We start from the raw sequence: 22,258 nt of genomic DNA, 5'->3' as shown, positions 1-22,258 counted from the left end.
CGATTTCATAAGCAAGAGATCCGATATCTCAGTTCGACCGCTCGAGATCGGCAGAGAACCAGAACACGTTGTACGGCCCCCACAGCGACAGCGTGAAGTGGATGCGCCTGCCGTCCTCCGTCACGTACCGCGGATTCAGGTACGGCGAGTAGAGACCCTCGTACTCGCTGCCCGGCACGAGCTCGAGCGGATCGCCCCACGGCCCCCACGGCGTGATGCCCTCTCGGATGTACGCGTTCCCCGCGTCGGAGTACGTCATGACCCATCGATCGAGGTACGTCGACCACATCACCGAGAGCTCGCCGATCGTGCCGTCGACCACGGTCTGGGCGTCGGCCATGTCGTCGCTCCAGGTCGGCGCACCGCCGTCGACCCCGGCGAAGTACGAGTACGCCGACTGGTCCTCGACGGCCTCCTCTGTCGCTCGGACGCGCATGAGCTGCACGCTGCCGAAGCGTCCGGACGGGATCGACCAGAAGTAGATCCAGTCCTCGCCGCCCTCGTTCACCTCGGCGGTCGCGACCTGGACGAAGTTGGAGTCCCCCGGCCATTCGACGCCCTCGACGGGGTCCCAGCTCTGGCCGCCGTCGCGCGAGACGATCAGCGCCGATCGATTGGCATCCCAGGCCCCGGGCTCTCCCCAGAAGCGCACCGACATGTACGACACGTACATGGTGTCGCCGATCGCGAAGCCGTACGTGGGGATCTTCGTGACCTCTCCCTCCGCGCCGTTGGCATCGTGATCGCCCTCGATGAGGGCCTCCGCCAGGCCGATGTCGTCGGTCACCCACCCGTCGAAGTCGATGCCGTCGGTCGGGTCGTCGTCCTCCGTCCACGCCGCGACGTTCGACCGCCAGAACCCGCCCTGCCCGCCGATCGACTCCGGGTCGCGCTCGCCGAACGTGTCGCCGAAGAAGAAGAAGGTGCGGTCGCCGACGTTCGTCATCGAACCGAGATCGGTGCCGGCCACCGACACCGCGGCCGTGTCGTTCATCGCGCCGGGTCCGGTCAGGCGCGCGATCTCGGTGAGGTTCGAGACACCCTCGAGCACGAACGGCTTGTCGGGGTTCGGATCCACGCTCACGACGGATCCTCCGGCTCCTGCCGCGCAGCCGGAGAGCGCCAGAGCCAGGACGACGGATGCCGCGGCGAGGCGGCGATGGGATGCGGATGCACGGCGCATGATCCTCCTCGATCGGCGGTGCGGAAGCACCGCGCCTGGCATCGAACCTAGCGAAATCGATTTCATAGCACTAGGGTCTCAGGCATGTCCGCATCGAGCGAAGGACCCTGGCTGCGCGCCGACGGTGAGCCGCGGTGGGGTCACCGCGACGGCATCCGGATCGGCATCCCTCCCCTGCCCGGCCCGCGAGGTCTCCTGCGCGTCTACACGCCGTATCTCGACCACCCGCCGGAACGACTCGTGAACTTCATCGCCGTCGAACCGATCCCGCAGGGGCGGGCGGAGCGCGGGTTCTCGGAGCTGGAGCCGAGCACGCTCGACCCCGGCGAGCGCGGCAAGCGCATGTGGGCGGCCGACGACCCGGAGGCCGCAGCGGACCCCGACCCGTCGGCGGGGCCCGCCCGCGGGGTCGTCGCGGAGATCGACGGTGTCGAGACCCTGACGGTGTGGATCGGGGTCGAGCGCTTCGACGAGGGAGCAGACGTGCGTGTGCGCGTGCGCTTCGCCGCCGATCGCCCGCACGAGGTCGAGGTCGCGGGGTTCGCGAACGAGGGCTCGGTGCCGCTCGCCCATCTCGTGCTCACCGCCACCATGGGCAACTGGGCGCGGCTGCGTGTGCTGCGGCTCGCCGACCGCATCGTCACCCCGGGAGATCTGTGGCCGGGATTCACCGGCACCGCCTTCACGGAGCACGGACGCTTCGGCCTCGCCGAGTTGATTCGCGACGGCGGGGCAGCGATCGTCGAAGCCGTCGGGGACGAGGAGGATCCGTGGTCGGTCGAGTACGCGCCCGACACCGCCGACCACTGGCGGTTCCTCGGCCGGCGTTCGGTGCAGCGGTGGCGGGTCGACGATCCGCATCCCGAGCTCGAAGCCCGAGTGAATGCCCGCTGGGCCTACTGGGCCAGCACCTCGCCGATCCCCGGCGGTCCGGCGTTCGAGAACGTCGAGATCGTCGAGCCGTTCCGCCAGGGGGCGGCGTTCCGGTTCTCGGTCGAACCGGTGTGAGCGGAGTCCCTACATGCCGGGGTCAGCTGATCCAGGCCGGCACGCGTCCGCGCAGGAACGCGCCGTCGAGCGAGAATCGTCCGGCGCCGGTGAACGCGAGCGCCAGGGCCGCCACGCCGAGCACCGCGACGAACTCGTAGCCGCCCTCGCCCACCCAGAGGCCGGCGGGCAGGTGCACGGCGACGAGCGCGACGACCATGTCGACCGCGAGCAGGATGCCGACGGGCCGCGTGAACAGACCGAGTGCGAGCAGGATCCCGCCGATCAGCTCGAGGAACGCGACGAGCGGAGCGGCGATCTCGGGCAGCGGGATGCCCATGCCCGAGAAGCTCCCGATGGTTCCGGGGATCGTGTACTCGAAGACCTTCTGCGCACCGTGGGCGGCGAAGATCCCGCCGACGACGAGTCGCAGGACCAGCAGTCCGAACGAGGGGGCGGCAGAGGGGGCGGTGGTGTTCGTCATGAGGAGTTCTTCCTTCGTGGCAGGACACCGCGCCAGGCGCGGAGCAGGGGCGTTCCCTGCCTCCACGCTAGGAACGACACTTTGCGATCTCCTGTGCGCGGCGAGCTCCGGCGGCGTACTCGCCTGACGGCCGACGCCGAGGGGCGGGGCGACCGCGTCACCCCGCCCCTCGCACCATCCGCTCCGCCCGCGCTCAGCCGGCTGTGGCGTTCTCGTAGGCGCGCATCGCGGCCTGCTGGGCGTCGGCGAGCGCCTTTTCCGGCTCCTTGTCGCCGAGCAGGGCCGCGGTGATCGCGTTGTTCAGCTCGTTCTGGATCTCCTGCCCCGCGGGCGAGGAGCCGAACGACTGGCCGTAGCCGACGACGTCGTAGAAGGTCGAGATGACCTGGTCGAAGCCGGCGTTGCCGGTCTCGGTGACGAACTTGTCGCGGATCGCCTCGTCGGAGGCGGGGGAACCGGTGAACAGCCCGGTGTTGAGACCGCCGTCATCGGTCAGGGTCTGCGCCCTGGCCTCGCCCGCCGCCATCCAGGCGTCGTCGGAGGTGAGATCGACCATCCACGCACAGGCCGCCGCCGGGTTCTTCGCGCCGACCGGCACGACGAACGCCGTGCCCGAGGCGACCGAGAACGGCTCGCCGTCCTTGTCGCGGAACGGTACGGCTTCGATGTCGATCTGATCCGCGTACGGACCGAGCACGTTCGGGTACCACTGCGCGTTGACCTGCGCGCCGACCTGACCGGCGACGTACTGGTTGTCGTCGCCGAACGTGTCGAACGAGTCGGTGAAGCTCTTCACCGCCGCGAATCCGCCCTGGGCGTCGGTGATGCGCTTCAGCAGCTCGATGCCGGCCAGGTTGCTCGGGTCGTCGAGCGTCGGGGCACCCTCGTCGTCGTTGAGCTGACCGCCCATCGCGAGGATCCAGAGTCCGCCCTGGCCTGTCGCGACCGGGTCGAACCCGAGTCGCGACGGCACACCGCCGGACTCCTGATAGATCTTGCCGATCGCGTCGATGAGACCGTCGGGGTCCGACGTGTCGAACTGGTCGGGGGTGACGCCGGCCTCGGCGAGCACCGTCTTGTTCACGATGATGGCCGGCGGCTGATAGAACTGCGGCACCGCCCAGACCTCGTCGTCGTACGTGACATCGTCGACCACGAACGGATACCAGTGGTCGCGCGGCTCGACGTCCTGCGCCGCGAAGCACTCGTCGAGCGGCATGATCAGCCCCTGCGCCGCGTAGGTCGTCACGTAGCGGCGGTCCATCTGCACGACGTCCGGCACGTCGCCGCTCGCGATGCGCGTGGTGAACTTCTGCGCGTCGAAGGCCGTGGCGTCGAGGTCGACCTCGACATCGGCGAGCTGCTCGGCCGCGTAGTCGACACGGGACTGCCCCACGTCGTCGGCGTTCTCGAAGCCCCAGGCGTTGAGGGTGCCGGTGGGTTCGGCGTCGAAGTCGGCATCCGCGCCGCCTTCGCCCGCCCCTCCCCCGCTGCAGCCGGCGAGAACGATGGCTGATGCCGCGGCCATGGCGGCGAATCCCAGGATGCGGGTGCGCATGTCATTCCTTCTTTCGTTGCTGTGTGGTGTCGGATCGGTGCAGGAGCCGTGGTGTCCCGGTCGGCCCCTGCGGTCTAGCCTTTTCGGCCCTGGGTGGCGACTCCCTCGATGAAGTAGCGCTGCCCGAAGGCGAACAGGAGGAGCATGGGCAGCGTCACGATCAGCGACGCCACCATGACGTACTGGTAATCGCCGTGGCCGCCGGCCGTCGGGCTGTACTTGGTCATGGCATAGGCGATGCCGAGCGGTGCCGTGAACTCGTCGACGGACCCGGCGTTCAGATAGATGAGCGCCGACTGCAGGTTGTTCCAGCTGGCCTGGAACTCGAACAGGAAGACGATGATGAACGACGGGATCGAGAGCGGCATCGCGATGCGCCAGAACAGCCCCCAGTAGCTGGCGCCGTCGAGACGCGCGGCCTCGAAGAGCTCGCGCGGCAGGCCGAGGAAGAACTGCCGCTGCAGGAAGATGTAGAACGCGGAGCCGAAGAGGTTCATACCCCACAGGGGCACCCACGTGCCCAGCATCCCCGTCTCCTTCCAGATCAGGTAGATCGGGATCATCGTGACGGCGCCCGGCAGCATCATCGTGGCGAGGACGAGTCCGAAGAGCAGTCCGCGGCCGGGGAACTTGAAGTACGCGAAGCCGAACGCGACGATCGAGCTCGAGATCGCGACAGCCCCGGCGGCGAGCAGCGCGATCGCGATGCTGTTCCACATCCAGCTGAGCAGCGGGAGCTGGTTCCACACCTCGATGTAGTTCTCGGGTACGAACGTCTTGGGGATGAGCGAGTTGTCGAAGACCTCTCCGCGGGGCTTGAAGCTCGCGGCGAGCAGCCACACGAACGGGTAGAGGAAGAGGAGCCCGAACCCGACGAGGATGACGGCGAGCACGATCCGCACCGCGAGGCTCTTCGGCTGCGACATCGCGCGCCGCCATCGCGACTTGTCGGGCACGGTGATCGCGCGGGTCTCGTTCTCGAGCACGGGCTCGGCGGCAGGCGGCAGCTGCCGCAGCGACGTCGACATCAGCGATCTCCCTCGTAGTAGACGAACCGGTTGCCGACCTTCACCTGGATGACCGTGATGATCATGATGATGACGAACAGCAGCCAGGCCATGGCGGCGGCGAAACCGAAGTTGAACTGACGGAAGGCCTGTTGGAAGAGGTAGATCGCATAGAAGAGCGACGCCTCGGGAGACGAGTTGCTCTGATCTCGCCAGAACAGCAGATACGCCTGGTCGAAGATCTGGAAGGCGGCGATCGACAGCACGATGACGTTGAAGAACATCGCGCCGGAGATCATCGGGAGCGTGATCGAGAAGAAGCGGCGGATCGCCCCCGCGCCGTCGATGGACGCGACCTCGTAGAGCTCGGTCGGCACGTTCTTCAGCGCCGCGAGGAAGATCACCATCGTGCCGGCGACCGTCCACAGAGTCATGATGACGATGCTCGGCTTCACCCATGCGGGGTCGACGAGCCACTGCGGACCCTGGATGCCGAAGAGGCGCAGGAACTGGTTGATCGCGCCGGAGTTGCCGTTCAGCAGCAGGAAGAACACGGCGGCGGTCGCGACGGCCGGCGTCATCTTCGGCAGGTAGTAGAGGGTGCGGAAGATGCCGGCCCCGCGGCCCACGCGGTTGAGCAACAGCGCGAGGATGAGCGCGAAGACGATCTCGAGCGGCACGGCCATGACGACGTAGAAGAGGGTGTTGGCGAGCGAGACGCCCACCCGCGGATCCTCGAACAGCTGCTCGTAGTTGGTCGTGCCGACGGGCCGAGCCGTGTTGGTCGCGAGGTTGTAGTTGCTGAACGAGATGTAGAGGCTGTACGCCATCGCCCCCGCGGTGAAGATCAGGAACCCGATGATCCACGGCGAGATGAAGAGGTATCCGGCGAGCGCCTCGCGCTTGTTGTAGTGCTGCTTCAGTGCGCGCCCGTTGCCGTCTCGAACGCGACCGCGACGACCTGCGCTGCGCTGCGCGGCCTCCTCGCGGTGCCGGGTGTCTGTCATGTCGTGTCTCCCGTCGCCTGTGGCACCGCGAAAGGTTAGGACCGGAGAAGCGCTCCTCCATGCCCCTTGCGCTTCTCTGCTCGGTTGTGCTTCCCCACCTCCCGATCGATCGCGTTCACTCCCCTGTCGGTCGGTGTGAACAGCGGATCCCTAGGGTGAGGGCGGCCCATCTCGGACAGGGAATCCCGATGCGGCCTCACTTCACCACCTGAGACTGGGGACATCCATGGGGACCTTCACGTCATCCCGGCGCGCCCGCGCCGATCGACCGGGGGCGCGTGCCGCGCTCCGCCGCCTGCTCGGCTCGACCGCCGCGGCCGCGCTGCTCGTCGGAGGCCTCACGGCCCTCGGCGCACCCGCCGCCACGGCCGCGGCCACACCACCGCCCGTGCTGCCGCGCGACGGCAACGTCGTCACGTCGGATCCGATCCCGACCGTGCAGATCGACAACGGCTACGTGTGGGCGCAGGCCATGATCGGCTCCACCGTGTACGCGGTGGGCAAGTTCGACAACGCCCGCGAACCCTTGGCCGCACCGGGTACGAAGCTCACCGCCCGGTCGAACGTGCTCGCGTACGACATCGAGACCGGTCAGCTGCTGCCGTTCGCCCCGAAGGTCAACGGCGTCGTCAAGGCCGTCGCCGCCTCGCCCGACGGCACCCGCATCTACATCGGCGGCTCCTTCAGCCAGGTCAACGGCAAGGGCCGCTCGAACTTCGCCGCGCTCGACGCCAAGACCGGCGAGCCCATCCCGGGCTACGCGCCCGCCGTCGGCGGCAGCGGCGTCTACGCGCTGAGCGTCGGCAACAACAACGTCTTCCTCGGCGGACTCTTCACCCAGGTCAACGGCACGGCGCGCAAGAACCTCGCGGCACTCGACCCCGCGTCGGGTGCGCTGCAGCCGTGGGCACCGACGACCGACCTGCAGGTCGACGCGATGGTGTCGGACCCGAAGAAGACGAAGCTCATCGTCGGCGGTCGCTTCTCGCAGGTGAACGGCGACGGATCGCAGCGCGGGGTGGCCGCGCTGAGCAAGAGCACGGGCGCGGTCGATACCTCGTGGCAGGTCAACCGCACGGTGAAGAACGGCTCGCCGGCGGGCAAGGCCGGGATCTTCTCGCTGAACGCGGACGCGACGGGCGTCTACGGAACCGGATGGGCGAACTCGGGAGACGTCAACGTCTCCAACCTCGAGGGCACCTTCGCCGCGGAGGCCGGCAGCGGTCAGCTGCGCTGGATCGCCGACTGCCTCGGCGACCACTACGGCGTCTACTCCACCGGCAAGGTCGTCTACACGACCAGCCACACGCATGCGTGCGAGACCATGGGGCTGCACCCCGAGCAGAAGCCGACCGTCCACCGCTACTCCGAGGCCTACACGGTCGACGCGCGAGGGACCCTCGGCCGACAGATGTCTCCGGCCCCGCAGTACAAGAACTGGGAGGGCACACCCGCACCCTCGGCATATCACTGGATGCCGGACTGGGCGGTCGGCACGACGTCCGGCCTGGGGCAGGCGGGTCTGTCCATCACCGGGAACGGCTCGATGATCTCGATCGGCGGGGAATTCCGGTCGGTCAACAACGGGCAGTTCGAGGGTCTCGTGCGCTTCTCGACGACTCCTCCGAACGGCTCGAAGGACAAGCCGCGCCTCTCCGGGGCCAATTGGCCGGCCACGGCGATCGCCGTCCCCGGGGCCTCCGGCGGAGTCACCGTCACGGTGGCCGCCAACTGGGATCGCGACGACCAGACGCTGAGCTACGAGCTCTACCGCAGCGGCACCGCCTCTCCGGTCGCGACCACGTCGTCGGCATCCACGTGGTGGAACCGCCCGCAGATCCGCCTCGTCGACTCGTCGGCGCCCCGCGACGCCTCGCTGCAGTACACGGTGGTGGCGAAGGATGCCGCGGGCAACACGGCCTCGACACCGACCCTGTCCGTGCAGACCTCCGCCGCCCCCGGCGACCGCTTCCCCGCGGGTGACGTGGGTATCGTGGCGCGCCAGAGCTCGAAGGCCATCGCGCTGACGGGCGGGCAGATCGCGCTGCAGGAGAGCAACGGACTCGTGCCGCAGCGGTGGACTCCCGTCGCCCTCGGTGACGGCTCCTACCAGCTGAAGAACAAGGAGTCGGGCACGTGCCTCTCGATCGACGGGCAGCTGCAGAACGACGGCACGCGCGCCATCTCGTGGGGCTGCGCGAACGAGGGGCACTTCCGTTGGACGCCCAAGCCGCTCGGCAACGGGTACGCGCAGCTCGTCGCCGGCCACTCGGGCAAGTGCCTGACCGTCGAGGGCCGCAACGCCGTCGGCGGGGCTCGCCTGGTGCAGCTGCCGTGCTCCGACGCCTCCGACGTCGCCCAGCAGTTCGCCTTCGGGCCCACCGGTCAGGTGACCCTGGTCGCCAAGCACAGCAACAAGGTCGTCGGCATCAACGACCGTGGCCTGCTCGTGCAGCAGGAGAACCGCGACACCATGGCCCAGCGCTGGCTGCTCGTGCCGCAGGACGCCGGGCAGTTCCAGCTGCAGAACAAGCAGACGGGTCAGTGCGCACAGGTCGACGGCGCGCTGGCGAACGACGGACAGCGGGTGACTCCGTGGCAGTGCACCGCGCAGGCGCACTTCTTCTGGACGCGAACGGATGCCGGCGGCGGCTACTCGTACCTGACGGCCGGTCACACCGGGCTCTGCATGGCCGTCGCCGGGTCGCGCACCGACAACGGGGCACCGCTGCAGCAGACCGCGTGTTCGACCGCGCAGAACGGCTCCGGTCAGTTCCAGCTCCGCAGCGTGCGCTGACGGGTTCGCCCCTGCGCGTCGCGCAGTGACGAGGTGCCGGTCGGGATCATCCCGACCGGCACCTGCCGTTCTCCCCCGCAGCACTCCGTAGACTCGCCAGGAGACGCGGCGCGCGATCCGGCGCGCGACGGGGAAGGGGCAGCGGCGAAGGTGAGGGCACGAGCGGTCTTCGGCGTGCTGCGCCTCGCGGCGGCGAGCGTCTGCACCGTGGCCCTCGTGCACCGGCTGTTCTGGGGCCTCAGCTCTCGCACGATCGCCGGCGACAACTTCTTCGCCTACCTGACCGTCCAGTCGAACTGCGCTCTGGTCGTCGTGCTCGTGATCGGCGCGGTCCTGGCTTTCGCACGGGCGGCCGACCCGCGATGGTTCACGGTCGCGCTGGCCCTGGTGCTGACCTGGACGATCACCGCCGGCCTCGCGTTCGCCCTGATCGCCTGGCAGGCGGGGCTCCGCGGCATCCGCGTCGACGTCCCGTGGTCCGATCAGGTGCTGCACTTCTACCTGCCGGCCTGCACCGCCCTCGCCTGGGTCCTGACCCCCGGACACAGGGGCGTCCCGTGGTGGGTCGTGCCGACCGCGCTGGCCTTCCCGCTCGCCTGGGGCGGGGTCACGCTGTGGCGGGGCCCGATCGTCGGCTGGTACCCGTACTACTTCCTCGACCCCCGGCAGGTGTCGGGGCCGCCGGAGTTCCTCATCACGAGCGCGATCGCCCTCGCGATCTTCGCCGCCGTCGCGGCGGTGATCGTCCTCGTCAGCAGGATGCGACGCCGAGGCCACGACAGGCCGCCGGTCTGACGCGGTTTGCGGGTAGGGAATCAGGCCGTCAGGGCGGCAGGGTGTCAGGGCGTCAGGGCGGCAGGGTGTCAGGGCGTCGCGAGGAACGGAGCGAGCGACGCGATCGCGGCCTCGAGCGCCTTCTGATCGTCGAGCTCGGCGAACTCGCCCGCGGCGTCGCCGCCGACGATCCCCACGACGATGCTCTCGCCCGTCTCGGGGCTGAGGTCGAACCAGGTGCGGATCAGCGCGTCTCCGCCGACGACATGCCACATCGTCGGCACGGCAGCGGGATCGGCGGGAGCATCCGCGTCGGCGTCCGCCGGGGCCGTCGCGGCGAACGGCGACTCGTCGAACCGCATCCACACGGTCTCGATGCGACCCATGCCCAGCTCGGCGATGGCTCCGCGCTGGCCGAACGGCAGCGCGGGTGCGAACTGCAGACCCTCGCCCTGCAGCACCCCGAGCGGAACGGTGATGACGACGCGGTCGAACGACAGCGACTCCCCTGTCGCGATGCCGAGGCTCACCCCGGCCTCGTCGTAGGCCACGCGTGACACCGGCGACGTCAGGCTCACCTTCGCACCGTCGAGCAGGTCATCGACGATCGTTCCGAGATCGCCGAGCGGAGCGGTGAACTCGGTCGGCGGCAGGGTCGGAGGGAACCAGGTCGACGCCTCGTCGACGTCGGAGCCGGAGGATGCCGCGATCGCGGCGAGCAGCGCGACCACGCCGGGGTCGTCGAGGTCGACCCCCGCCTCGGTCAGAGCGTCGGCCAGCGCGACGTCGGCCGGCTGCTGCTGCCCTGCGGCGATCGCCGCGTTCACGGGGTCGGACGACACCGGGGCGACGTCGCCGTCGGCCGAGCGCCACAGCGGGGTGCCGAGCGTCGTCGAGCGGATGTCGAGGCGGGTGAGCTGCGCGGCCATCTCGGTGTCGGCGGAGGCGAGCAGCCACCCGCCCAGCTGTGCGGGGACGGGCCACTGCTCCTCGTCGACCACGGACTGCACGCGCCCGCCCACCCGGTCGCGGGCCTCGAACACCATGACCTCGTGTCCGGCTGCGACGAGCCGCGAGGTCGCCACGGCACCGGCGAGCCCCGCACCGATCACGGCGATCCGCTCGCCGTCGCCCGCGGCGCGGATCACGTCGTCGGCCGCGCGGTCACCCGACCGCAGGGCCGCGTCGATCGTGCCCGGTGCCTCGGTGTCGGTGGCCTCGCCGGCGAAGAAGAGACGGTCGTCGACCGGGGCGGCGAGAGCCTCGCGCGCGCTCTGCTGCGTGCCGGGCGGCGTGTAGCTGGCGGCGCCGAGCGAGAACGGGTCGCTGGTCCAGGCGCTGCGCGCGAACGCGGTGGGCGAGATCGCACCCCCGGTCGGCTTCGGCGTGGGCGTCCGCGAGGGCGTGGGAGTGGGCGCCGGCTCGGGCGTGCAGGAGGCGAGAATCACTCCCAGGACGCCGGCGCCGGCGCCGATCAGCAGAGTGCGACGCGTCATCCTCATCGTGTCGCAACGATACCGCGCCGAGGTGGACGACCTCTCCTGCCTCGCCCGCCGGATTCGACGATTTCTCCCCGGACTCAGTTCCGGCCGCTGCCCGGATGCCAGAGAACGAGTTCGGTGGAGCGGCGGATGCGCCGACCGCTCGGCATCGGGACGACGCCCGACGAACCGGCAGCGAAGACGCGGACGCCGGGGCGGTTCTCCCGCTCCGCGCGCAGAGCGGCATCGAGCTCGGCGATGCGACGGCGCAGCATCCGGTTCTCGTCCTCCAGATCGAGGAGTCGTGCGATCGCGGGGAGGCTCATGCCCTCGGATGAGAGCTGTGCGACTTCGCGGAGCTGCTCGATGTTGCGGGTCGAGTAGCGGCGCGAGCCGCCCGAGGTGCGGCCGGGCACCACGAGCCCGATCCGGTCGTACTGCCGCAGGGTCTGCGGGTGCATCCCGGCGAGCTCGGCCGCGACGGCGATCGCGAACACCGGGGTGTCGGCATCCATCTGCATGTCAGCCACGGAGTGTCACCTTCTTCCGTCCGGTGTTCGTGATCGTCGTCATGGTCTCACCGCCGCGCCTTCGCCATGAGGTCGGCGCGGGGGTTCTCAGTGGGCTCGAGGGCCTGGAACTTCCGCAGGGCCTCCTTGGCCTCCTCGTCGAGGTGCGACGGCACCGCGATCTGGAGTTCGGCGAGCAGGTCGCCGGTGCCCTTCGCGGTCGTGACGCCGCGTCCCTTGACGCGCAGGACGCGCCCCGAGGGAGTACCGGGTGCGACGCGGAGCTTGACCGTCTCGCCGCCCAGGGTGGGCACCTCGATGGTCGCGCCCAGTGCGGCCTCGGTGAAGGTCACCGGAACGACGATGCGCAGGTTCAGGCCGTCACGGGTGAAGACCGGATGCGGTCGAACCGTGATCTGCACCACGATGTCGCCGCTCTCACCGCCGTCCGGGGACGGGCGCCCCCGACCGCGCAGACGGATCTTCTGTCCGTCGGAGACGCCGGCGGGGATCTTCACCTTGAACGGCTTGCCGTCTTCGCCCTGCAGGGTGATGGTCTCGCCCTGCACGGCGGTGACGAAGTCGAGCGTGGTGCGTGCGGTGACATCGGCGCCCCGCTGGGGGCCGCCGAAGCCGCGGAACCCACCGGAGGTCTGCCCGAACCGGCCGGAGCCGAACGAGCCGCCCTGCCCCTGATTGAACATCGCGAAGATGTCCTCGAAGTCGGCGGACTGTCCGCGCCCCTGCTGGCCGAACCGGCTGAACACATCTTCGAAGCCGCCACCGGACTGGCCGCCCGCCGTGAAGCGAGCGCCCGAGCCCATGGCGCGGATCTCGTCGTACTCCTTGCGCTGCTCGGAGTCGGAGAGCACCGAGTAGGCCTCGCTGATCTCCTTGAACTTCGCCTCCGCCTTCTCGTCACCCTGATTGGAGTCGGGGTGATACTTGCGTGCGAGCTTGCGGTACGTCTTCTTGAGATCGGCGTCGCTGACGTCCTTCGAGACCCCGAGGGTCTTGTAGAAGTCCTTGTCGAACCAGTCCTGGCTAGCCATTCATCACCTACTCGGCAGGTACGGCGACGACGACCTTCGCTGGCCGCAGCTCGACGTCGCCGAGGCGGTATCCGACCTCCACCACCTCGAGGATCGTGGTGGTCGTGGCGCCGGGGGTGGGCTGCTGGAAGATGGCCTCGTGGCGCTGGGGGTCGAACTCCTCGCCCTTCTCGCCGTACGAGACCACACCGAGGCGATCGACCACGGCGCGCACCTTGTCGGCGATCACGGCGAAGGGCGTGCCCTCGACGAGGTCACCGTGCTGGGCGGCGCGGGCGAGATCGTCGAGCACGGGGATGAGGCCCTTGGCGGCCTCGCCCTTCGCACGCTCGATCTCGACCTGACGCTGCTCCTCGGTGCGGCGGCGGTAGTTGGCGTACTCGGCCTGCAGGCGCTTGAGGTCGTGCAGCAGCGCGTCCTCGGCATCCGCCAGTGCGGCGTCGCCAGCCGCGGCCTCCTCGGTCTGCCCCGCGCTGAGGATGTCGTCGACCGTCAGGTCGTCGGGGGCGCCGTCGACCGGCGTCTCATCCGACCCTTCGGCGGCCATCGCCTCGCGGGAGTCCTGGTTCTGCGGCTCGGGGCCGGATGCCTGAGCATCCGACCCCTCGCTGCGAACCTCGTCGTCGTCGAAGTTCTTGTCCGTCATGATTACTTCTTCTCGTCCTCGTCGTCGACGACCTCGGCGTCGATGACGTCCTCCTCGGAGGAGGAGCCGTCACCGGCCGGGGCGTCGCCCTCGGCGCCGGCGCTCGGAGCGCCCTCCGCCTGCGAGGAGGCGTACAGCGCCTCGCCGATCTTCGACTGCGACTGGTTGAGCTTGTCGAACGCCGTCTTCACGGCCTCGTCGTCGTCGCCCGCGAGCGCCGTCTTGAGCGCGTCGACGTCGGCCTTGACCTCGGTCTTCACGTCCTCGGGCAGCTTGTCGTCGTTCTCGGTCAGCAGCTTGTCGATCGAGTACGCGAGCGTCTCGGCCTGGTTGCGGACCTCGGCGGCCTCGCGACGCTGCTTGTCCTCAGCGGCGTGCTCCTCGGCCTCGCGCACCATGCGCTCGATGTCCTCCTTCGACAGCGACGAGCCGCCGGAGATGACGATCGACTTCTCGGTGCCGGTGCCCTTGTCCTTCGCGGACACGTGCACGATGCCGTTGGCGTCGATGTCGAACGTGACCTCGATCTGCGGGATGCCGCGGGGCGCCGGCGCGATGCCGGTCAGCTCGAACGTGCCGAGCGGCTTGTTGTCACGCGTGAAGTCGCGCTCGCCCTGGAAGACCTGGATCGCGACGGACGGCTGGTTGTCGTCGGCCGTGGTGAAGGTCTCGCTGCGCTTGGTCGGGATGGCCGTGTTGCGCTCGATGAGCTTCGTCATCATGCCGCCCTTGGTCTCGATGCCGAGGCTCAGGGGGGTGACGTCGATCAGCAGCACGTCCTTGCGCTCGCCCTTGAGGACGCCGGCCTGCAGGGCTGCGCCCACGGCCACGACCTCATCGGGGTTGACGCCCTTGTTGGCCTCCTTGCCGGTCTCGCGCTTGACGAGCTCGGCCACGGCGGGCATACGGGTCGATCCGCCGACCAGCACGATGTGGTCGATGTCGGCGACCTTGATGCCGGCTTCGCGGATGACGTCCTCGAAGGGCTTCTTGGTGCGGTCGAGGAGGTCCTTCGTGAGGTCCTCGAACTTCGCGCGGGTGATGGTCTCGCTCAGCGACACCGGTCCGGACTCCGTCAGCGACAGGTAGGGCAGGTTGATGCTGGTCGAGGTCGAGGAGGAGAGCTCCTTCTTCGCCTGCTCCGCTGCCTCCTTGAGGCGCTGCAGGGCGATCTTGTCACCCGAGACGTCGACGCCGGTGGTCTCCTTGAACTGCTTGATCAGGTAGTCGACGAGACGCTGGTCCCAGTCGTCACCACCGAGGCGGTTGTCACCGGCGGTCGCGCGGACCTGGATGGTCGAGAAGTCGTCGTCCTTGCCCACCTCGAGGAGGGAGACGTCGAAGGTTCCGCCACCGAGGTCGAAGACGAGGATGAGCTCGTCCTCCTTGCCCTTGTCGAGGCCGTAGGCCAGTGCGGCAGCGGTCGGCTCGTTGATGATGCGCAGGACGTTGAGACCCGAGATCTCGCCGGCCTCCTTGGTGGCCTGGCGCTCGGCGTCGTTGAAGTACGCGGGCACGGTGATGACGGCATCCGTCACGGTGTCGCCGAGGTAGGACTCGGCGTCGCGCTTGAGCTTCTGGAGGATGCGCGCGGAGATCTCCTGCGGCGTCCACTTCTTGCCGTCGACGTCGAACGACCAGTCGGTGCCGATGTGACGCTTGACCGACGCGATGGTGCGGTCGACGTTGGTGACGGCCTGGCGCTTCGCGGTCTCGCCGACGAGCACCTCGCCGTCCTTCGTGAACGCGACGACCGAGGGGGTCGTGCGGAAGCCCTCGGCGTTGGCGATGACCTTCGGCTCGCCGCCCTCGAGGACGCTGACGACGGAGTTCGTCGTACCGAGGTCGATTCCTACAGCACGTGCCATGTTCTTCTCCTTTGTGTTGCTGAGTCTGATGGTCGGAAAGTCCGGGGCGATCAGGGAAACCTGAGTCGCGATGGCTCAACTGTACTCCGGACCCCCTCGGGTGTCAAACAAACTTGATATGGATCGGCTCAACTTTGAATCCGCCGAGAAGAGAGGGGGAAGTAAGGCCACCCTCACCGACTGCTGGCAGGATGGAGGCGGAGGTACGACATGACCGACACGACGCCCTACGACGCGCTCATCGTGGGCGGAGGGCCGGCCGGCCTCTCCGCCGCGCTGAACCTGGGCCGCTCACTGCTGCGTGTGCTCGTGATCGACGCCGACCGGCCTCGGAACGCCGCGACGCTGACCTCCCACGGCTTCCTCACGCGCGACGGCGTGCCGCCGCACGAGCTCCGCCGCCTGGCCCGCGCCGAGCTGGCCGCCTACCCCGGCGTCGAGATCCGCTCCCGCGTGCGAGTGCTCGAGCTCAGCCGGGACGGCGACGGCTTCACCGCCGCGATCGGCCGCACCGCTCCGACCGAGGTCGCCTCAGCGGCATCCGTCCTGCTCGCGACCGGGCTGCGCGAGACGCTGCCCGACGTGCCGAACCTCCGCGGCTACTACGGCATGAGCCTGTTCAGCTGCGCGGCGTGCGACGCGTGGGAGCTGCGCGGCCGGCGCCTCGCTCTGATCGGCGAGACCCCCGATCTCGCCGACCGCGCGCGGCTCATCGCGCGCTGGACCGACAGCCTCACGGTGTTCACGAACGGATCGGATGCCGTGACGGCGGTGCAGGAGGCGGAGCTCGCGGCGGCCGGCGTCGACGTGCGCCGTGCGCGCATCGCCGAGCTGGTGGGCGATCGGGGACGCATCGAGGCCGTCCGGCTGGACGGCGGCTCCGTGGTGCCGGTCGACGGCGGGTTCGTGCGCCCCGAGTGGCACAACGACCTGTCGTTCCTGCGGGGGTTCGCCCCGGCCGTCGATGCCGCGGGGCACCTCGTCGTCGACGGCGAGGGCCGGACCGACGTCGCCGGCCTCTACGCCGCGGGCGACACGGCCGTGCCCGGTCCGCAGCAGCTCATCGTCGCCGCCGGGGCGGGCGCCCGCGTCGCCGGAGCGATGGTGCGGGATGCCGCGGGGGTGTCGTTCACGCACTGAGCGCGACACCGGCCGCAGCGCAGCGTCGCCGTCCTACAGCCCCGCGCCGCCGCGGTACCGCGCAGCGGGGTGCCGGTCCGGAAGCCGCGGCCCCTCTCCGAAGATCCGCTCGCGCAGCGTCTCCCCCGGCTCGTACCGCTCGCGCATCCGTCCGCGTCGGCGCAGCTCGGGGACGACCAGCTCGCCGAAGTCCCGCGCCGTGTCGAACGAGTGGTACTGGCGCAGGTTGATGCCGTCGATGCCGTCGTCGTCGAGCCAGCCCTCGATGATGTCGGCGACCTGCTGCGGGTCGCCGACCGCGAAGAAACGGGAGTCCCAGGCTTCGTCGACCGCCCGCGCGAACTGTCCGACGGTGAGGTGCAGCGGCAGCGCGCCCGCGTCGATCACGTCGTGCCGGCCCTCGCGCTCCAGCGCCTCGCGCACGGTGAGCTCGGCGGGGTGGTCGAGCGGATGGAACGGCACGCTCATGTGGATGAACGCGCCCTCGGGGTCGCGGAACGAGCGATAGCGTTCCGCCTTCTCCCTGGCCTCCTGCTCGGTGCGCCCGACGATCACGGTGGCCATGACGAGGAACCGGGTGTCGTCGGGGCGTCGCCCCTGCCGCACGCTCTCGTCGCGGATCGCGGCGATGTTGCGCTCGAGCGCACCCGGCGGTCGATCGGCCGTGAAGAGCACCTCGGCGTGCTGCGCCGCGAACGCGATGCCGGCTTTCGACGCCGACGCCTGGAAGAGCACCGGCACCCGCTGCCGCGATGGCTCGCTGAGATGAGGCCCCGCGACGCGGAAGTGCTCGCCCTCGTGGTCGATCGCGCGCACGGATCCCGGGCGGCTGTACACGCCGGCATCCTTGTCGACGACGACCGCGTCGTCATCCCAGGAGCCCTCCCACAGCTTGTAGAGCACCTCGACGTACTCGGCGGCGATCTCGTAGCGGGTGTCGTGCGGGATCTGGTCGGCGAGGCCGAAATTGCGCGCGGCGTTCGGCAGGTACGAGGTGACGATGTTCCAGCCGACCCGACCGCCGGTCAGGTGATCGAGGGTGGCCATGCGCCGGGCGAACGCGAACGGGGGCTCGTACGTGGTCGAGAACGTGACGCCGAAGCCGACGTGGTCGGTGACGGCCGCCATCGCCGCCACCAACAGCATCGGGTCGAGGTTGGGGATCTGCAGGCCGCGCTCCAGCGCCGGCTCGAACGCGTCGTCGTACACGTCGTACGCCCCGACGACGTCGGCCAGGAAGATCGCGTCGAATCCGGCATCCTCCGCGATGCGGGCGAGCTCGGTCCAGTAGGCGACGTCGGCGTAGCGCTCGCGCTGATTGTCGGGCTGACGCCACAGCCCGTGCGTGATGTGCCCGGGCGTCGCCATCTCGAACAGGTTGACGATGAGGCGCTTGGTCACGAGGAGGCCCCCGTCGCCGCGGGCGTCGGGTTCTGCGGCTGGTTGAACAGGGGCACGACCCCATTCAACTCCCAGTCGCCGAGCGCGCGCTGACGCTGCACGCTCGGGTTGTGGGTCGCGACCGTGCGGGCGTTGCGCCAGTGCCTGTCCAGTCCGCGGCCGACGTCGACCGACGACGCTCCGCCGACCTCGAACAGCTCGCCGGTCGCCTGGATCACGCTCGGAAGCACGGTCTGCTGCGCACGGTAGACGTCGAGCTGCGCGCGGGTGAAGGCCGCGGGGTCGCCTTCGCCGAGCCGGTACCCGTCGAGGGCGGTGTCGAGCGAGCGCGCGGCCTCGAGCACGGTGGCCCTCGCCGCGAAGGCCGCCGAGGACAGCCGGCCGACCACGCTCTGCACGAGCGGATCCTGACGAGGGAGCGCCTCCCCGCCGAATCCGAAGATCCGGCGGCGGGGCTGCACGAACGCGACCGCGTCATCGACGGCCGCCCGTCCGATGCCCGCGACGACCGCGAGCAGCACGAGCTGGAAGAACCCCATCAGGTACGGATGCCGGAACCCGTCGTCGTCGAGCGCATAGGGCCGCACGCGTGCGGGGTCGACGACCACGTCCGTGAACGTCGTCGTGCCGCTGCCGGTGAGGCGCTGACCGAAACCGGCCCAGTCGTCGACCGACTCGACGCCGTCGACGTGCGTCGACACGATCACCTGGTGGTCCTCGCCGCGGTGCCGCGCGGAGAGGTCGATCCAGTCGGCGTAGAGACTGCCCGTCGTGTAGTACTTGCGTCCGTCGAGACGCAGACCGCCGTCGCGCTCCGTGAGGGTCGTGGCGAGGTCGGAGGTGCCGGAGAGCTCCGACTGCGCGTTGCCGACGAAGTCCCCCGCCAGGACGCGCCCGTACCAGTCGGCGCGGCGCGCGGCATCCGGCTCGAAGTGCTGCTGCTCGACGAACGCCAGGTGCCCGCGGAACACGTGCGCGACGTTCGAGTCCGCGGCGGCGAGGTCGATGAGACGTGCGAAGAGCGTCGCGAGGTCGACGCCCTCCCCGCCGTGCTCGACGGGGACGCGCGCGGCGCCGAACCCGGCATCCAGGAGCTCGCGGATCTCGGCACGCGGCAGCCGGCGGTCGCGGTCGCGGTCGGCCGCGCCCTCGCGCAGACGGCGGAGCAGGTCAGGGGACGGCTCGGACATGGTTCCTCATTTCACGGCGCCGAGCGACAGCCCGGCGATCAGGCGCCGCTGCGACACGACGAACAGCAGGAGCAGGGGCAGCGAGGTGATGACGGCGAGCGCCATGAGGCTGTTCCACTCCGCGGAGTAGGTGGAGTTCTGCTGGGCGAGCAGTCCGCTCACGGGCAGCACCACACCCTGGGGCAGGAAGTTGATCGCGTACACGAACTCGCCCCACGCCGAGATGAACACGATGCACACGACGGTGACGATGCCGTTGCCCAGCATCGGCACGGTCAGCGAGCGGAACGTGCGCCACCGCCCTGCGCCGTCGAGCTCGGCGGCCTCGTACAGCGCACCGGGGATCGCGAGCGCGAACGGCCGGAGCAGCATGATCGCGAACGGCAGCAGCAGGGCGATGTCGGCGATGATCACGCCGGCGAGGGTGCCGAGCAGCTTCCACGAGGCGAGCACGCTGTACAGCGGAATGACCGTCATGGGCTGCGGAACCATCTGGAGCACGAGCAGCGCCGCGAGGAAGACGGTGATCACGTGGTTCCACCCGGCCGAGACTCGACGCGCGAGAGCTGCGGCGGCCGGGACCGCGATGAGCAGCGTGATGACGGTGACGCCGACGCCGATCTGCAGCGAGGTCGCGATCGCACCGATGCCGTCGCCGATCACCGTCGCGTAGGTGTCGAGCGTCGGCGTGAAGACGAGGCCGTTCGGATCGGCGAGCACCTGCTGCTTCGTCTTGAACGAGGTGAGCACGATCCACAGCAGCGGCAGCAGGTAGACGAGGCCGAGCGCGACCGCCAGCACGCGGAACGCGGCGCGCGTCCGTCGGGGGATCATGCCTGCTCCTCCCGCCGGACGGCGCGGATGTACGGCACGGCGAAGATCGCGACCGCGAGCATCGACACGAGCGCGATCGTGGCCCCCGTGCTCATCTCGAAGCCGCTGAACGCGGTGTTGTACGCGAGCACCGGCAGGGTGTTCGTCGTCGTCCCCGGACCGCCCTTCGTCGTCACGTAGAAGAAGTCGAAGCTCTTGAACGCGTACAGCACGGTCAGGATCGCGAGGATGCCGAGCGTCGGTCGCAGCTGCGGGAGCACGATCCGCAGCTGCGTGCGCCAGTAACCGGCGCCGTCGAGAGCGGCCGCCTCGAGCAGATCGGTCGGCACCGCGAGGAGCCCGCCGCGGATGACGAGCACCGAGAACGGCAGCGCGGCCCACGCGATGATGGCCGTGACCGACCACAGGGCGAGGTCGGGCGAGCTCAGCCACGACACGGGCGGTGCGCCGAACACGCCGAGCGCGGTGTTGATCGGCCCCCGGTCGTCGAGGAGGAACGAGAAGGCGCTGCCCGAGACGAGGGGCGGCAGCGCCCAGACGAACACCATCACGGCGAGGACCGTCTCGGTGATGCGTCCGCCGACCGAGAGGATGGACGCTCCGATCACGCCCAGCACGAAGTTCGATGCGAGCAGCACGACCGCCACGCCCACGGTGCGCAGCAGCGCGGCCCACAGCTCGTCGTCGCCGAGCACGGCGGCGACGTTCTCGAGCCCGACGAACGGCCAGTCGCCGACGATGTTGCTCGGCCCGACGTCGCTCAGCGACATCCGCACCAGCACGATCAGGGGGTAGACCGCGAAGCCGGCGAGCAGTCCGATCGCGGGGACGAGGAACCAGATCGGCGTGCGCGCGAGAGCACGCGCGAGTGCGGGACGCCCGGTCGGGCGTCCCGCACTCGTCGGCGTCACCGTCGGCGCTGCCTGCAGGAGCGAGGAGGTCACCGGCAGCCGCCGCCGCCGTCCTCGAGCGCGGCCTTGATGTCTGCCACCGCCGCCGCGCTGGCGTCGGCCGCCGAGCTCTGCCCCGAGATCACACTGGAGACCGCTTCCCCGAGAGCCTTCTGGATGTTGGCGGTGTTCTCGTTCTTGGGCCACGACCCGGAGGTCTGCGCCGCCGCGACGAACGGCTGCACGGCCACGTTGTCCTTGATCGCGGGCAGCTCGGCCACGTCGGCGCGCACGGGGATGGATCCGGCGGTGGCGAAGATCGCCTCACCGGCCTCGGGGGTGAGCACCGCCTCCTCGAGGAACTTCCAGGCGAGGTCTTTCTTGTCGGAGTTCGCGCCGATGCCGAAGCCCTCGCCGCCCGGGTAGACGACGCTCGTGCCGCCGGTCGGCGCCGGGTACTGCGCGGTGCCCCACTCGAACCCGGCCTCCTCGGCGTTGCCGAGCTGCCAGTTGCCGTTGATTCCGAAGGCGTACTGTCCGGTGGCGAACTGCTGCCACGAGTCGTTCTGGTCCCAGGTCGCGGTGGCCTGCGGCGTGTAGCCGGCCTTCGCCCAGGTCTGGGCGCGCTCGAACGCCGCGTCGACCTCTGGTCCCTCGAAACTGCAGTAGTCGATGCCGAGGCCCAGCAGTTCCGGGGCGAAGAGCCAGGCGCCCTCGACCGTCGGCGCGCCGGAGAGGGCGATTCCGTCGTACCGGCCGTCGGCCTTCACGATCTCGAGGTCGGCCTGCAGCTCGTCGAGGGTGGCGGGCGGCGCGTCGATGCCCACCTCGGTGAGGATGTCCTGGTTGTAGTAGAGCCCGATGAGGTTGGTGAAGGGCAGCAGGTTGTAGACCTTGTCGTCGGACGACCACGCGGCCGACTCGGCGAACTGATCCTTGTCGGCGAAGCCGTCCCAGTACTCGGTGAGGTCGGCGGTGACGCCGCCGGCGACGAGGGTCGGGAAGTCGACGACGATGTTGTTGATGAAGAGGTCGGGGGTGTCGCCGGTGGCGACGGAGGCGAGGAGCTTCTGATCCTGCTGGTCGCCGACGGTCTTCACGATGTCGACCGTGACGCCCGGGTTGTCCTTCTCGAACTGGTCGACCTGGGCCTGCAGCCAGTCGGCCTGCGCGCCCTGGTAGTAGCTCCAGAACGTCAGCGTCTGGTCGTCGGCTGAGCCGCCGCCGTCGCTGCCGTCGGAGATCGCGCAGGCGCTCAGCCCGGTGGCGAGCCCTGCCGTGATGATGAGCGCGCCGATGCGCCGTACGCGGAGTGAGTGCATGGGGGAGGATCCTCGGATGCGGGGACGGATGCCGGTCGTAGCGACCGCGTCTGAACGCTAGGGGAACCCTCGATCACCGGCGACACGCCCGACGCAATTCGACACGGGGCGTCATACGAGGCGTCACA

19 protein-coding genes are annotated in these 22,258 nt (G+C 69.6%); 4 read left to right on the top strand and 15 right to left on the bottom strand.

The window, feature by feature from the left end:
• Positions 1–28: 28 nt before the first annotated feature.
• Positions 29–1,183, bottom strand: coding sequence for a DUF4185 domain-containing protein (locus tag MRBLWO14_RS10650; protein WP_341933129.1), 1,155 nt, complete (start codon positions 1,181–1,183; stop codon positions 29–31).
• A gap of 84 nt (positions 1,184–1,267) precedes the next feature.
• On the opposite strand from MRBLWO14_RS10650, the gene MRBLWO14_RS10645 reads away from it, so the two are divergent.
• Positions 1,268–2,191 carry a hypothetical protein gene (locus MRBLWO14_RS10645; RefSeq protein WP_341933128.1) on the top strand — a complete coding sequence of 308 codons (924 nt, stop codon included), beginning with the start codon at positions 1,268–1,270 and terminating at the stop codon, positions 2,189–2,191.
• Between the two features lie 22 nt (positions 2,192–2,213).
• Here the strand turns inward: MRBLWO14_RS10645 and MRBLWO14_RS10640 are convergent, their stop codons facing one another.
• The 4 genes from MRBLWO14_RS10640 to MRBLWO14_RS10625 all read right to left on the bottom strand — a co-directional run bounded on the left by MRBLWO14_RS10640 (position 2,214) and on the right by MRBLWO14_RS10625 (position 6,226).
• Positions 2,214–2,654, bottom strand: a complete 441-nt coding sequence (locus MRBLWO14_RS10640) for a DoxX family protein (RefSeq protein WP_341933127.1) — start codon at positions 2,652–2,654, stop codon at positions 2,214–2,216.
• Between the two features lie 193 nt (positions 2,655–2,847).
• Positions 2,848–4,212, bottom strand: coding sequence for an extracellular solute-binding protein (locus tag MRBLWO14_RS10635; RefSeq protein ID WP_341933126.1), 1,365 nt, complete (start codon positions 4,210–4,212; stop codon positions 2,848–2,850).
• Positions 4,213–4,286: 74 nt separating this feature from the next.
• A complete protein-coding gene (locus tag MRBLWO14_RS10630) occupies positions 4,287–5,240 on the bottom strand; it encodes a carbohydrate ABC transporter permease (protein ID WP_341933125.1) in 954 nt (317 codons plus the stop codon).
• The gene (locus MRBLWO14_RS10625; protein WP_341933124.1) at positions 5,240–6,226 is read right to left on the bottom strand and encodes a sugar ABC transporter permease; all 987 of its coding nucleotides are present in this window, start codon (positions 6,224–6,226) and stop codon (positions 5,240–5,242) included. Before MRBLWO14_RS10625 ends, MRBLWO14_RS10630 begins: the two co-directional genes overlap by 1 nt.
• Before the next feature lie 226 nt (positions 6,227–6,452).
• Between MRBLWO14_RS10625 and MRBLWO14_RS10620 the strand changes: the two genes are divergently transcribed.
• Entirely contained in the window at positions 6,453–9,023 is a 2,571-nt protein-coding gene (locus MRBLWO14_RS10620; protein ID WP_341933123.1) for an RICIN domain-containing protein, read from the top strand.
• Between the two features lie 150 nt (positions 9,024–9,173).
• Complete coding sequence (locus MRBLWO14_RS10615) at positions 9,174–9,818, top strand: Pr6Pr family membrane protein (RefSeq protein WP_341933122.1); 645 nt, start codon at positions 9,174–9,176, stop codon at positions 9,816–9,818.
• A 68-nt stretch (positions 9,819–9,886) separates the two neighbouring features.
• Here MRBLWO14_RS10615 and MRBLWO14_RS10610 read toward each other — a convergent pair whose 3' ends face one another.
• From MRBLWO14_RS10610 to dnaK, 5 genes are all read right to left on the bottom strand, one after another.
• Complete coding sequence (locus MRBLWO14_RS10610) at positions 9,887–11,299, bottom strand: FAD-dependent oxidoreductase (RefSeq protein ID WP_341933121.1); 1,413 nt, start codon at positions 11,297–11,299, stop codon at positions 9,887–9,889.
• A 77-nt stretch (positions 11,300–11,376) separates the two neighbouring features.
• Complete coding sequence (locus MRBLWO14_RS10605) at positions 11,377–11,793, bottom strand: MerR family transcriptional regulator (RefSeq protein ID WP_341936189.1); 417 nt, start codon at positions 11,791–11,793, stop codon at positions 11,377–11,379.
• Positions 11,794–11,855: 62 nt separating this feature from the next.
• The gene (locus MRBLWO14_RS10600; RefSeq protein ID WP_341933120.1) at positions 11,856–12,839 is read right to left on the bottom strand and encodes a DnaJ C-terminal domain-containing protein; all 984 of its coding nucleotides are present in this window, start codon (positions 12,837–12,839) and stop codon (positions 11,856–11,858) included.
• A 7-nt stretch (positions 12,840–12,846) separates the two neighbouring features.
• Positions 12,847–13,485 carry a nucleotide exchange factor GrpE gene (locus MRBLWO14_RS10595; RefSeq protein ID WP_341933119.1) on the bottom strand — a complete coding sequence of 213 codons (639 nt, stop codon included), beginning with the start codon at positions 13,483–13,485 and terminating at the stop codon, positions 12,847–12,849.
• 2 nt (positions 13,486–13,487) lie between these two features.
• Positions 13,488–15,353, bottom strand: coding sequence for a molecular chaperone DnaK (gene dnaK, locus MRBLWO14_RS10590; protein WP_341933118.1), 1,866 nt, complete (start codon positions 15,351–15,353; stop codon positions 13,488–13,490).
• Between the two features lie 210 nt (positions 15,354–15,563).
• On the opposite strand from dnaK, the gene MRBLWO14_RS10585 reads away from it, so the two are divergent.
• Entirely contained in the window at positions 15,564–16,493 is a 930-nt protein-coding gene (locus MRBLWO14_RS10585; RefSeq protein ID WP_341933117.1) for an NAD(P)/FAD-dependent oxidoreductase, read from the top strand.
• A 33-nt stretch (positions 16,494–16,526) separates the two neighbouring features.
• Here the strand turns inward: MRBLWO14_RS10585 and MRBLWO14_RS10580 are convergent, their stop codons facing one another.
• From MRBLWO14_RS10580 to MRBLWO14_RS10560, 5 genes are read right to left on the bottom strand one after another with little or no spacing between them, the layout of a single operon-like run.
• A complete protein-coding gene (locus MRBLWO14_RS10580) occupies positions 16,527–17,894 on the bottom strand; it encodes an NtaA/DmoA family FMN-dependent monooxygenase (RefSeq protein WP_341933116.1) in 1,368 nt (455 codons plus the stop codon).
• Positions 17,891–19,084, bottom strand: a complete 1,194-nt coding sequence (locus MRBLWO14_RS10575) for an acyl-CoA dehydrogenase family protein (RefSeq protein WP_341933115.1) — start codon at positions 19,082–19,084, stop codon at positions 17,891–17,893. Before MRBLWO14_RS10575 ends, MRBLWO14_RS10580 begins: the two co-directional genes overlap by 4 nt.
• Before the next feature lie 6 nt (positions 19,085–19,090).
• On the bottom strand, positions 19,091–19,918 hold the full coding sequence (locus MRBLWO14_RS10570; RefSeq protein ID WP_341933114.1) for a carbohydrate ABC transporter permease: 828 nt from the start codon (positions 19,916–19,918) through the stop codon (positions 19,091–19,093).
• Positions 19,915–20,862, bottom strand: coding sequence for a sugar ABC transporter permease (locus MRBLWO14_RS10565; protein WP_341933113.1), 948 nt, complete (start codon positions 20,860–20,862; stop codon positions 19,915–19,917). Before MRBLWO14_RS10565 ends, MRBLWO14_RS10570 begins: the two co-directional genes overlap by 4 nt.
• Positions 20,859–22,130, bottom strand: coding sequence for a sugar ABC transporter substrate-binding protein (locus MRBLWO14_RS10560; RefSeq protein ID WP_341933112.1), 1,272 nt, complete (start codon positions 22,128–22,130; stop codon positions 20,859–20,861). The genes MRBLWO14_RS10565 and MRBLWO14_RS10560 overlap by 4 nt, the downstream gene beginning before the upstream one ends.
• Positions 22,131–22,258 lie beyond the last annotated feature (128 nt).

Source organism: Microbacterium sp. LWO14-1.2 (assembly GCF_038397715.1).
Lineage (GTDB): Bacteria > Actinomycetota > Actinomycetes > Actinomycetales > Microbacteriaceae > Microbacterium.
Note: the sequence above shows the minus strand (reverse complement) of the source record. Positions and strands in the feature narration are given on the sequence as shown.